Genomic DNA, 11,327 nt, shown 5'->3' on the forward strand with positions numbered 1-11,327 from the left:
AGCTGTCGCTCATCCGAGTACTTGCCCTCGTCCGGGGGAGCGGCCTAGCCCTCCGCCAGCTTGTGGCGTCGCCGCACCGCGCCCGGCCGTCCCGGTAGATCCAGCCGCGCGTCGTTGCGCGCCTGACGTGACACCACCTTTCCCTTCGAAATCACGCACAGCCGGTCGGGCCGTAGCCGTAGCGCCTCGATCGCCGAGCCGGCATCCAGCACCACCAGCGACGCCGCCTTGCCAACCGCCAGCCCGTAGTCATCCAGATGCAGGATTTTGGCATTCTCCTCGGTCACCATGGTGAAACAGCGCTGCATCTCTTCCGGAGAGGTCATCTGCGCCACGTGCAGCCCCATGAATGCCACGTCCAGCATGTCTGCCGTGCCCAGCGAATACCAGGGATCCCGGACGCAATCCTGTCCCCAGCCGACACGGATGCCCTGCGCCTGCATCTCCTTGACCCGCGTCAGACCGCGCCGCTTGGGGAAGGTATCGTGCCGCCCCTGAAGTGTGATGTTGATCAGCGGGTTGGGGATCGCCGCGATCTGCGCTTCGGCCATCAGCGGCAAAAGCTTCGAAACATAGTAATTATCCATCGAATGCATCGAGGTCAGGTGCGAGCCCGCCACCCGCCCGTCCAGCCCCAGCCGCTGCGTTTCGTAGCACAGCGTCTCGATATGGCGCGACATCGGATCGTCGCTTTCATCGCAATGCAGATCGACAAGCAGGCCGCGATCCGCCGCGATCTCGCACAGCTCGCGCACGGATGCGGCGCCATCCGCCATGGTCCGTTCGAAATGCGGGATGCCGCCGACCACGTCGACGCCCATATCGAGCGCGCGCAAGGTATTCGCCCGTGCCGTCGGATCGCGGTAGAACCCATCCTGCGGAAAGGCGACCAGTTGCAGGTCGAGATAGGGTTTGACCGCCTCGCGCACCTGCAAAAGCGCCTCGACCCCTTTAAGCGTATCGTCGCAGGTGTCGACATGGCTGCGCACCGCCAGCAACCCCATGCTGACCGCCCAGTCGCAATAGGCCAGCGCGCGCTGCACCATCTCGTCGACGGTGGCGATCTGCTTCAGCTCACCCCACAGGGCGATGCCCTCCAGCAGCGTGCCGGAGGCGTTGATGCGCGGCGTGCCGTAGCTCAGCGTCGCGTCCATGTGGAAATGCGGATCAACAAAAGGCGGCGAGACAAGATCGCCAGCGGCGTCGATCACCTCGCCCGCGTCGCTGCCCGACAGATCGCCAATGGCATTGATGGTGCTGCCGGTGATGCCGATGTCCTTGACGGTGCCGTCGGGCAGGATGCCTCCGGTGACGAGAATGTCGAATGTGGCCATCAGCGGTCTCCGCGGTTGAAGGGGGTCATCAGTGCCGCGGGGACTTCGGCCCGGCGGGACATGGCAATCAGCGCAAGGATCGACAAAAGATAGGGGATCATCAGGAACACCTGATAGGGCACGATCTGCCCCAGCCCGGTCTGTTGCAAGCGGATCTGCAATGCGTCGAACCCGGCGAACAGCAGCGCGCCCAGCAGCGCCTTGCCCGGCTTCCATGCACCGAACACCACCAGCGCGATGCAGATCCAGCCGCGCCCGTTGACCATTTCGAAGAAGAAGCTGGAAAAGGCCGACATGGTCAGGAAGGCGCCGCCCACCGCCATCAGCCCTGATCCCACGATCACGGCGCCCATGCGCAGCGCGGTGACCGACAGGCCCTGCGCCTCGACCGCCTGCGGGTTTTCTCCGGCCGCACGCAAGGCAAGGCCCAGCGGCGTGCGATACAGGATCAGCGCGGTCAGCCCGGTCACGGCAAAGCCCGCCCATGTCAGCGCCGTTTGCGAGAACAGCGCCTGCCCGAACCAAGGGATATCGGACAGCACCGGGATGTGCAGCGGCTGAAACGGGGTGATGCGCGGCGGGTTGGTGACCTCGGGCAGGGCGAGGCGATAGGCGTAATAGGCCGCCGCCGTGGCCAGCATGGTGATGCCAAGGCCGACCACATGTTGCGACAGGCCAAAAGGGATGGTCAGCAACCCGTGCAGCGCGCCGAACAGCGCGCCCGCGCCAAAGGCGACGGCGACGCCGAGCCACAATGGCCCCCCGGCATAGACGGTGACCCAGCCTGCGAAGGCGCCAAACACCATGATGCCTTCGATCCCGAGGTTGAGCACCCCGGCGCGCTCGCAGATCAGCTCTCCCATGGTGGCGAAGATCAGCGGCGAGGCGATGCGCAGGATGGCGGCCCAGAAGCTGGCGCTGAGCAGGATGTCGATAAGCTCGGTCATCCGCGCACCACCCGGAACCGTGTCAGCAAGATCGCCAGCACCATGAACAGCAGCGCGCAGGCCAGCAGCAGATCGGCGATATAGGTGGGCACCTCGGCGGCGCGCGACATGCTGTCGGCCCCCACGAAGATGCCTGCGACGAACAGCGCCGAGATCACGACCCCGAGCGGATGCAGCAAGGCCAGCATTGCGACGACAATGCCGGTATAGCCGAAATTGGCCGACAGGTCGGTGGTCAGGTTGCCCTTGAGGCCCGCGACCTCGGAAAAACCGGCCAGCGCGGCCAGCCCGCCCGAGATCAGCGCGGTTTTCAGCAGCACACGCGTCACCGGGATACCGGCGAAGCGGGCGGCATCGGGGTTCAACCCGACGGCGCGGATTTCATAGCCCAGCGTGGTACGGGTTTGCATGACCCAGACGCTTGCGGCGCAGATCAGCGCCAGCGCAAAGCCCCAATGCAGGCGCAGCCCGTCGATGATGCGGGGCAGCCGCGTGTCCCGTGGCAGCGAGGGCGATTTTGGCCAGCCCATACCCATGGGATCCTTGAGCGGACCTTCGAGCAGGTAAGAGATCAACAGGGCCATGACGAAATTGAGCAGCAGGGTGGTGACGACCTCGTCAACGCCAAGCCGGGTTTTCAGGATGACCGGGCCGAGCAGCACCATCGCGCCCGCGAGGATAGCGCCAAGCGCCATGAGCGGCAGGGCGAGCGGGCCGGACAAGCCCTGAGTTCCGATCAGCACGGTCAGCAGCGCGCCGGCGTAAAGCTGCGCCTCGGCCCCGATGTTCCACAGCCGGGCGCGGAAGGCGACAGCGACGGCGAGGCCAGTGAAGATCAGCGGCGTGGCGCGGTTCAGCGTCTCCAGAGCGGCGAATTTCGACCCGGCAGCGCCCTTGAGGATCAACCCGAGGGTCTGAGCCGGGTTGGCCCCGGCCAGCGCCGCAAGGAGCGCCGCGACGGCGATGGTTGCCGCGATGGCGATGGCCGGTGGGGCGAAGGTGCGGGCGGGACTCGGGGCAGCGATGGGTTCGAGGCGCATCAGAATGGGATCCTTGCCGCAAGCGGTGCGTGGGGAAGGACGTGGTAGGCCGACCGCGCGCGCGGTGAGCAGTGGGGGCCAGCCCCCACACCCCCGGGATATTTTTCGCCAGAAGAAGGGAGGGGCGCCCTTGATGTGGATTGGGATTCAGGCGGCATGGTCGAAGCCTTGTCCGGCCATCCATTGGCCAAGTTCGGTCGGGGTTTTTGTGCCTCGGGGGAAGTCAGGGGAGAGGCGGCCTTGCGAGATGACGCGGATGCGGTCCGATAGGCTGAGGATTTCGTCGAGATCTTCGGAGATGAGCAGGATGGCCGCGCCTGCGTCGCGGGCGGCGATGAGCTGTTCCTGCACGTAGGTGACCGCGCCGATATCGAGGCCACGGACCGGCTGGTTGGCGAGGATGATGCGCGGGGCGGTTTCCAGCACGCGGCCAAGGATGAGCTTTTGCATGTTGCCGCCCGACAGCAGGCGGATACGGGTGTCCGGGCCGGGGCAGCGGATGTCGTATTTGTCGATGATTCCGGCAGTGGCGGCGCGGGCGGCGCGCCAGTTCATCCAGCCGCCGCCTGCGGCGTAGCTTTCCAGCACGGCGTTTTCGGTCAGGGTGAAATCGGCGATGGTGCCGGTCTTGTGCCGATCTTCGGGAATGCGCCCGATGCGGTGGTCCAGCGCGGCGCGGGGGGACCATGTCTGCGGGGTGGTTCCAGCGATGGTCAGGCTGCCTTCGGTGGGGCTGTCGAGGCCGCAGAGGAGATCGGCCAATGCGCCCTGACCATTGCCGGAAACACCGGCGAGGCCGAGGATCTGCCCCGCGCGCAGCTCCATGGTGATCTGCTCGAGGCCGGGCCGGTTGCCCTGCCTTGCGGTGCTGACCTTGTCGAGCTTCAACAGGGTCGCGCCGGGGCGGGCCTTGGCCGGGGCGGGGGCGGTGATTTCTGCGCCGACCATCAGTGTGGCGAGCTGGTGGCGATCGGTTTGCGCGGTGGCGGTTTCGCCCACCAGCTTGCCGTGGCGCAGCACCAGCACGCGCGAGGAAATTGCCATCACCTCGTGCAGCTTGTGGCTGATGAAGATCACCGACAGGCCCTGCTGCGTCATCCGGCGCAGCGTATCGAACAGCGCGTCGGCCTCTTGCGGGGTCAGCACCGCTGTGGGTTCATCAAGGATCAGGATGCGGGCGTCGCGATAGAGCGCCTTGAGGATCTCGACCCGCTGGCGTTCCCCCACCGACAGGGTTGCGACGCGGGCATCGGGGTTGACCGCAAGGCCGAAATCCTGCGCCAGCTGCGCCAGGCGTGCGCGCGCCGCGCTGCGCCCTGAGGACAGCGATAGCAGCGGCCGCGTGCCCAGCAGAACGTTGTCGAGCACCGTCAGGTTGTCCGCCAAGGTGAAATGCTGGTGCACCATGCCGACGCCTGCCTTGAGCGCCGCGCCGGGCTGGCCGGGGGGCAGGGTCTGGCCCATGACCTCGACCGTGCCGGCGTCGGCGGTGTAATGGCCGAACAGGATGTTCATCAGCGTGGTCTTGCCCGCGCCGTTTTCGCCCAGCAGTGCCACGACCTCGCCGCGCGCGAGGCTCAGGGAAATCCCGTCATTCGCAATCAGCCCGCCGAAGCGTTTGGTGATGCCGGAAAGGCGCAGGACCGGGCCCTGCGCCATGAGGTCGATGCGCATCAGGACGAGGCGGGCTCGCTGTCGTCGATGGTGACCTCGAAGCTGCCGTCCTTGATGGCGGCCTGCTTGGCGGCGACCAGATCCAGCGCGTCTTGCGGGATTTTGCCCTCGAAGGTGCCAAGCGGGGCGAGCGAGCAGCCGCCTTCCTTCATGAAGCTGTAAAGGCCGTAATTGTCGGCCTCGAAGCTGCCATCAGAGACCTTGGCGATGGCGGCGGCCAGCGTCGGGCCAAAATCCCACAGCGCCGAGGCGACCACGGTGTCGGGGTAATCGGCTTGCGTGTCGATGACGTTGCCGATGGCAAGGATGCCCTTTTCCTGCGCCGCATCCGACACGCCGAAGCGTTCAGCATAGAGCATGTCCACGCCGGACTCGATCATCGCAAAGGCGGTTTCCTTGGCCTTGGGCGGATCGAACCACGAGCCGATGAAGCTGACCTGAAACTCTGCCTCGGGCTTGACCTCCTGCACGCCGGCCATAAAGGCGTTCATAAGGCGGTTGACCTCGGGGATGGGGAAGCCGCCGACCATGCCGATCTTGCCGGACTCGCTCATCGCGCCGGCGATGATGCCCGACAGGTAGGACGCATCCTGAATGTAATTGTCGAATACCGCGAGGTTGGGGTAATCGGGGTCGGGCAGGAAGGACGAGCCCATCAGGAAGGCGGTGTCCGGGTAATCGAGCACCACCTCGCGGGCCTCCTGTTCGACGCCGAAGATCTCGCCGATGATCAGTTGCACGCCCTGTTCGGCGTATTCGCGCATGACGCGTGGATAGTCGGTGTTGGCGGTGTTTTCGCTGAAGGTATAGGTGATCAGCCCCTGCTCGGCGGCGGCCTCGGCGGCGACGTGGATGCGGCTGACCCATTGTTGTTCGACGGGCACGGTATAAATTCCGGCTACGGCAATCGGATCCTGCGCAAAGAGCTTTGCGGGCAGCATTCCGGCAGCGACGGCAAGGCCCGCAGAGCCCAGCAGCATCCGCCGCCGCGTCATTTCGGCAAGCATTTTCTTACGGTCGGTCATTGGACCCATTCCCCTGTTGATGATTAGTTTTTGACCAAACGGTAAGGGAATGGGCGGGCGGCTCACAAGACTCAATCGCGCCGCAGCGCAAATTCCCGCGCGGTGATGGCGCGGGCGGTGGTCGGCGCCTGTAAATCGGGCAGGGCGCGAGAGGCGCGTCTCAGGCCAGCGCGTGACGCCAGCTGGCGGAATAGGCGCCGGTCACGTGATGGTCGAGCTGGCGTTCGATGTCACCCAATAGCGAGGAGGCGCCAAAGCGGAACAGGTCGGGGCGCAACCAGCGATCACCCAGCTCGTCCTTGAGCAGCGACAGGTAGACCAGCGCGTCCTTCGCCTTGGAAATGCCGCCTGCGGGCTTGTAGCCGACCCGGTAGCCGGTGGCGTCGTGGTAGTCGCGGATCGCCCGCATCATCACAAGACTGACAGGCAGGGTCGCGTTGACGCTTTCCTTGCCGGTCGAGGTCTTGATGAAATCCGCCCCGGCCATCATGCAGACCATCGAGGCCTTGGCGACGTTCTGTAGCGTGCCAAGCTCGCCGGTGGCGAGGATCGCCTTGATATGGGCATCGCCGCAAGCTTCGCGAAAGGCGCGCATTTCGTCGTAGAGCCCATGCCAGTCGCCGGTCAGCACCTTGCGGCGCGAGATCACGATATCGATCTCGCGGGCGCCGGCCTTGACGCTTCCAGTGATCTCAGCGACGCGCAGGGGGAAGGGCGACAGCCCCGCCGGAAAGCCGGTGGAGACGGCGGCGATCGGGATGTTCGACCCGGCAAGCGCTGCCACCGCCGGGGCGATCATGTCGTGATAGACGCAGACCGCGCCGACGGTCAGGCCCGAAAGCCCCAGCGCCTCGAGCAAATCTGCGCGGACCGGCTGGCGTGCCTTGGCGCAAAGCCGGGCCACCCGGCCCGGCGTGTCGTCGCCCGCCAGCGTGGTGAGGTCGATGCAGGTGATCGCCCGCGCCAGCCATGCTGCCTGATGATCCTTTTTCAGAGACCTGCGCCCCGGCAGGGTCGCGGCGCGGCGTTCGATCGCCGAGCGGTTGGCCGTTGCCCGCATCACCTTGTCCATGTCGAGCGCCATGCCGGGATTGCGCGGGGCCATCGTCTGGGGAAGGTGGGTCAGGGCTATCTGGGTATCAATCATGGCTTGCTCCTCGGGGTCGGACGCTCGCACGGGGGCGCCTTGGGGCACAAGATAGCGCGCCACGTCAGCCTTAGCGAATCCGGTCGGACAGCCAGCGCAGCAGGGGGTTCTTTTGCGGGCGCAGCAGTTCGAGATGGAAAATCCGCGCCTTGGGGGCGTCGGACCAGATCAGCTCGGAGGCTTCGAACACCCGTTTGTTGTACTGCGGGGGAAGAACGTAGAAATCTACGTCGGAGTCCCAGAGCGCCTCGCGGAAGGCGGGTTGGTCGATCTTCATGCCCGAGGCAAGGTAGCGCCGCACCCAGTCGGCAAAGAACGCATCGGTGCGCGGGGATTTGCGATAGAGCAGCACGCCGCAGTTGATCTCGGGGAAGCTTTCGGGAAGGTCGAGGTCGATCTTCTTCAGGTGGCGCTTGCGGTGCCATAGGATCACCTGCGCGCCGCATAGTTCGTATTTGCGCAGCAGATCGAACATCGGGCTCAGATCGGCTCGGATGATGGTGTCGTTGTCGAGGTACAGCGTCTCGTCATAGGGGGATTGCGAGAGCAGTTCGATCTTGGGGCGCTTCATCCCGTCGGGGATGATGTAGCCTTTGTCGAAGCCCGAAATGTCGTCGCCCTGTTTGCACCAGATGGCGGTTTCGATGTCGGGGTTGGTGCGCTTCACGCTTGCCGCAGAGCGCCGCGCGACGTCGACGTGTTCGCGCCCCCAAGCTGTATAGATGACTCCGCGCCGTTTTGCCGTCATGCCGATGCCCTTTGGTTGTGTTACTCGATTACGCTTCGCGGGCGGATCATGCAATTCTTTGCCTGAGCTGTCCCGGATGGGAGCGTCGGGCAGATGGGGGGCCAGCCCCCAAACCCCCCGGGATATTTCCGGCCAGAAGAAGCGGGGAGCGTTGCACTGTCTGGCGGCGCTCTGAGCGCTTGAAAGACGGGCGGGGGTGGCGGCAAGGTGGGGCAAACGGAGGAGTGCTATGATCGCCATCATTTTCGAAGTCGTCCCGGCAGAGGGGCGGCGTACAGACTATCTGGATATCGCCGCGGCGATGCGCCCTATGGTCGAGGAGGTCGAGGGGTTCATCTCTGTCGAGCGGTTCGAAAGTCTGACGACGCCGGGCAAGCTGTTGTCGATCAGTTTCTTCGAAGACGAGGCGGCGGTGGCGCGATGGCGCCGGCTGGCGGCGCATCGCGGCGCGCAGAAGGCGGGACGGGACGGCATCTTTGCCGATTATCGTCTGCGGGTGTGTCATGTGCTGCGCGATTACGGCATGACCGAGCGGGATGAGGCGCCGCAGGACAGTCTTGCGTGCCATGGCTGAGGGGCAGGCGGCGCCCGTTGTGGGGCGCCGCCGCAGGGATCAGATGCCGGCCTTGACGATGGCGTCGGCGAGGATCGGCACGGTGGTCTTGTTCAGGCCCGCGATGTTCAGGCGCGAATCGCCGACCATGTAGATGCCGAAATCGCGGCGCAGGGTTTCCACCTGTTCCGGCGTTGCGCCGAGACGTGAGAACATACCCCGGTGTTGCGCGATAAAATTGAAGCGATCGGAGTTGGTCAGGCGTTTCAGCTCATCCGCGAGTTGCTGGCGCAGGCCGAGCATCGAGCTACGAACCTCTTCGAGTTCTGCGGCCCAGTCGGCGCGCAGTTCGGGATCGTTCAGCACCATGGTGACAAGCCGCGCCCCGTGGTCCGGCGGGAAGCTGTAATTCTGCCGGTTGAGGTAGTTCAGCGTGCCCTGGTTGAGCTTGGTGCGCGCGGCGTCCTTGGACACGGCCATCAGCAGGCCGGTGCGCTCGCGATAAATGCCGAAGTTCTTGGAGCAAGAGGCCGCGATGATCACTTCGGGCATCGCCGCGCAGACCATGCGGGTGCCCATCGCGTCTTCTTCGAGGCCGTCGCCAAAGCCCTGATAGGCGATGTCGATCATCGGCACCGCTTCTTTTTCCAACAGCAGTTGGATGATGGCCTTCCACTGCGCCTGCGTCAGGTTGGCGCCGGTCGGGTTGTGGCAGCATCCGTGCAGCAGCACCACGTCGCCGGGGGCGACTGCGGTCAGGTCGGCGATCATGTGGGTGAAATCCACCGCCCGGGTTTCGCTGTCGAAATAGCGGTATTCGGTGAAGGGCAGCTTCATGTGCTTGAGGATCGACAGGTGGTTCGGCCAGGTCGGATCGGACACCCAGATCTTGGCCTTGGGGTTCGCCTGAAGCACGAGATCAAAGCCCTGACGCACCGCGCCGGTGCCGCCGGGGGTGGCCGCCGCCGCGATATTGCCGCGCGGCACCGCATCGCCAAGCACGAGGCTGGACAGCGCATCGGCAAAGCCGGGATCGCCCGCAAGGCCGGTGTAGCTCTTGGTGGTCTCGGCCTCCCAGAGCTTTTTCTCGGCGGCCTTGATCGCGCGCATGATCGGGGTGTTGCCGCTGGCATCCTTGTAGACGCCGACGCCAAGGTCGATCTTGGTGTCGCGCGGGTCTTCGCGATACTGTTGCATCAGCGCCAAGATCTTGTCGGCGGGCTGTTCCTTGAGATTTTCGAACATCAGGCGTCTCCGGTAGCGACGGGAAGGGTGGGGAACTGCCCCCATTCGCTCCAGGACCCGTCATAGAGGGAATGGTCGTCCTTGCCGATCCGCGTCAGGGCAAGGTTGAGGATCGCGGCGGTGACGCCGGACCCACAGGAGGTGATTGCGGGCTTTTTCAGATCGACGCCGGCGGCCTCGAAGGTGGCGCGCAGATCGGCGGGGGCCTTCATGGTGCCATCGGCGTTGAGAACGGAGCCGAAAGGCACGTTCCTTGCGCCGGGGATATGGCCAGAGCGCAGACCGGGGCGCGGCTCGGCCACCTCGCCACGAAACCGCTCGGGGGCGCGGGCGTCGATGATTTCGGTGTCTTTCAGCTTCGAGGCGGCTGAAACCTGCGTCACGTCGCGCACCATCTGGTTCTGGCGGCGCACGGTCATGTGGCGGTCACGGATCACCGGGGGCATGTCTTCGATGTCACGCCCTTCGGCCTGCCATTTGGCCAGACCGCCGTCGAGCACGGCGATATCGTCGTGTCCCATCAGCTTGAACAACCACCAGACGCGGGCGGCGCTGAACAGACCGTAGCTGTCGTAGACCACGATCTGATGGCCGTCGCCGACCCCAAGCGCCCGCATCCGCGACATGAATTTTTCCACCGGGGGCACCATATGCGGCAGCTCCGAGCGGGCATCGCTGACGTCGTCGATATCAAAGAAGCGTGCACCGGGGATATGAGCGGCGTCATATTCCTTGCGCGGATCGCGCCCCGAGCCGGGCATGTGCCAAGTGGCATCGAGGAGGCGCAGATCGGGATCTTTCAGATGCGCGGCCAGCCAGTCCGTCGAGACCAGCGTCCTTGGGTCGTCTTGCATCGTCAAAGGCCCTCCCGTGGCAGGTTGCGCGGTGTTTTCCTAAGCGTTGGGGGGCTTGGGTGCAAGGGGAGGGGTGGGGATGGGGCTGCACACCACGAAGTTTTAGCTGGTCTATGAGTATAGTTTAGATATCAGTAATCGTACGCACAACCTTCCCGTCACTTATGGAAAGCATAGTTCTTATTGCCATTCGAACCTTCGGACTTGAGAGGCGGTAGGCATCATCAGTCGGTAGTCGCTTTAAGAGCGCATTTTCGTCTTTGGCAAGTTTTGATAGCTCTCCCGATACGTTGAGCGTCACTCCATTTGTGGAGTTCGGGAAAAGCTCTCGAATTTTTTCTTCTATGTCTTTATAAGTGAAGCGGTCAGCGTCTATCGTGCCGCATGCGTAGATGCATTGGTTCCGACGCGCTGCTTTGGTGTCACGTGAATTCATCCTGTTCGAGACCATTGTGCAAAAAGCTCGAATAGAGTTTTTCGCCCATTTTCGAACTGCGCGATCAAGCACTCTCTGGTCAATTTTCCCAGAGTTTTTTTCTGCTTCCTTCGCAACTTTCAATCCGAGTTCTTGCAATTCAAGGGCAATCCGATCTGTTATGCTGAGCATGCGTTCGTAAAAATTATCGCTATTCCCTAAAATTTCATAACCGAGGATATCTTCAAGGCCAATCCGCATCAGTAGTCTAGCTGTCACATCCCGGCAGGTAATATGGCTGTTTCTTGAACAGCTCTGGCTTGAGTTTGTGCCAGTCCTTCATCG

General features: G+C 64.0%; 11 protein-coding genes. 1 reads left to right on the forward strand and 10 read right to left on the reverse strand.

Annotated elements, in window-relative coordinates; all coding sequences use genetic code 11:
* Nucleotides 1-44: 44 nt before the first annotated feature.
* From Q4543_RS10885 to Q4543_RS10915, 7 genes are all read right to left on the reverse strand, one after another.
* Nucleotides 45-1,334 (reverse strand): amidohydrolase family protein, encoded by a 1,290-nt coding sequence (locus tag Q4543_RS10885; RefSeq protein WP_303438195.1) that lies wholly within the window; start codon nucleotides 1,332-1,334, stop codon nucleotides 45-47.
* A complete protein-coding gene (locus Q4543_RS10890; protein ID WP_303438198.1) occupies nucleotides 1,334-2,281 on the reverse strand; it encodes an ABC transporter permease in 948 nt (315 codons plus the stop codon). Before Q4543_RS10890 ends, Q4543_RS10885 begins: the two co-directional genes overlap by 1 nt.
* Nucleotides 2,278-3,321, reverse strand: a complete 1,044-nt coding sequence (locus Q4543_RS10895; RefSeq protein ID WP_303438201.1) for an ABC transporter permease — start codon at nucleotides 3,319-3,321, stop codon at nucleotides 2,278-2,280. Before Q4543_RS10895 ends, Q4543_RS10890 begins: the two co-directional genes overlap by 4 nt.
* A 147-nt stretch (nucleotides 3,322-3,468) precedes the next feature.
* Complete coding sequence (locus Q4543_RS10900; RefSeq protein ID WP_303438226.1) at nucleotides 3,469-4,980, reverse strand: ABC transporter ATP-binding protein; 1,512 nt, start codon at nucleotides 4,978-4,980, stop codon at nucleotides 3,469-3,471.
* A gap of 14 nt (nucleotides 4,981-4,994) precedes the next feature.
* Entirely contained in the window at nucleotides 4,995-6,020 is a 1,026-nt protein-coding gene (locus Q4543_RS10905) for a BMP family protein (RefSeq protein ID WP_303438204.1), read from the reverse strand.
* A gap of 160 nt (nucleotides 6,021-6,180) precedes the next feature.
* Nucleotides 6,181-7,167: a deoxyribose-phosphate aldolase gene (deoC, locus tag Q4543_RS10910; RefSeq protein ID WP_303438205.1), complete on the reverse strand. Its 987-nt coding sequence runs from the start codon at nucleotides 7,165-7,167 to the stop codon at nucleotides 6,181-6,183.
* Nucleotides 7,168-7,237: 70 nt separating this feature from the next.
* On the reverse strand, nucleotides 7,238-7,915 hold the full coding sequence (locus Q4543_RS10915) for a hypothetical protein (RefSeq protein ID WP_303438208.1): 678 nt from the start codon (nucleotides 7,913-7,915) through the stop codon (nucleotides 7,238-7,240).
* Between the two features lie 229 nt (nucleotides 7,916-8,144).
* Between Q4543_RS10915 and Q4543_RS10920 the strand changes: the two genes are divergently transcribed.
* Nucleotides 8,145-8,489, forward strand: coding sequence for an antibiotic biosynthesis monooxygenase (locus Q4543_RS10920; RefSeq protein WP_303438211.1), 345 nt, complete (start codon nucleotides 8,145-8,147; stop codon nucleotides 8,487-8,489).
* Between the two features lie 39 nt (nucleotides 8,490-8,528).
* Here Q4543_RS10920 and Q4543_RS10925 read toward each other — a convergent pair whose 3' ends face one another.
* The 3 genes from Q4543_RS10925 to Q4543_RS10935 all read right to left on the reverse strand — a co-directional run bounded on the left by Q4543_RS10925 (nucleotide 8,529) and on the right by Q4543_RS10935 (nucleotide 11,243).
* A complete protein-coding gene (locus Q4543_RS10925) occupies nucleotides 8,529-9,713 on the reverse strand; it encodes an amino acid aminotransferase (protein WP_303438213.1) in 1,185 nt (394 codons plus the stop codon).
* Nucleotides 9,713-10,567, reverse strand: coding sequence for a 3-mercaptopyruvate sulfurtransferase (gene sseA / locus Q4543_RS10930; RefSeq protein WP_216003218.1), 855 nt, complete (start codon nucleotides 10,565-10,567; stop codon nucleotides 9,713-9,715). The genes Q4543_RS10925 and sseA overlap by 1 nt, the downstream gene beginning before the upstream one ends.
* A gap of 124 nt (nucleotides 10,568-10,691) precedes the next feature.
* A complete protein-coding gene (locus tag Q4543_RS10935; protein ID WP_303438215.1) occupies nucleotides 10,692-11,243 on the reverse strand; it encodes a hypothetical protein in 552 nt (183 codons plus the stop codon).
* Between the last annotated feature and the right edge of the window lie 84 nt (nucleotides 11,244-11,327).

The organism is Salipiger sp. 1_MG-2023, from assembly GCF_030547555.1.
Taxonomy (GTDB): domain Bacteria; phylum Pseudomonadota; class Alphaproteobacteria; order Rhodobacterales; family Rhodobacteraceae; genus Salipiger.

Bases quoted from the DNA above. Each gene is read 5' to 3' on its own strand.
- Q4543_RS10900 (WP_303438226.1), bottom strand. From the start codon at position 4,980: ATGGCGCAGGGCCCGGTCCTGCGCCTTTCCGGCATCACCAAACGCTTC.
- Q4543_RS10890 (WP_303438198.1), bottom strand. From the start codon at position 2,281: ATGACCGAGCTTATCGACATCCTGCTCAGCGCCAGCTTCTGGGCCGCC.
- Q4543_RS10935 (WP_303438215.1), bottom strand. From the start codon at position 11,243: ATGCGGATTGGCCTTGAAGATATCCTCGGTTATGAAATTTTAGGGAAT.
- Q4543_RS10885 (WP_303438195.1), bottom strand. From the start codon at position 1,334: ATGGCCACATTCGACATTCTCGTCACCGGAGGCATCCTGCCCGACGGC.
- Q4543_RS10915 (WP_303438208.1), bottom strand. From the start codon at position 7,915: ATGACGGCAAAACGGCGCGGAGTCATCTATACAGCTTGGGGGCGCGAA.
- Q4543_RS10905 (WP_303438204.1), bottom strand. From the start codon at position 6,020: ATGACCGACCGTAAGAAAATGCTTGCCGAAATGACGCGGCGGCGGATG.
- sseA (WP_216003218.1), bottom strand. From the start codon at position 10,567: ATGCAAGACGACCCAAGGACGCTGGTCTCGACGGACTGGCTGGCCGCG.
- deoC (WP_303438205.1), bottom strand. From the start codon at position 7,167: ATGATTGATACCCAGATAGCCCTGACCCACCTTCCCCAGACGATGGCC.
- Q4543_RS10920 (WP_303438211.1), top strand. From the start codon at position 8,145: ATGATCGCCATCATTTTCGAAGTCGTCCCGGCAGAGGGGCGGCGTACA.
- Q4543_RS10895 (WP_303438201.1), bottom strand. From the start codon at position 3,321: ATGCGCCTCGAACCCATCGCTGCCCCGAGTCCCGCCCGCACCTTCGCC.
- Q4543_RS10925 (WP_303438213.1), bottom strand. From the start codon at position 9,713: ATGTTCGAAAATCTCAAGGAACAGCCCGCCGACAAGATCTTGGCGCTG.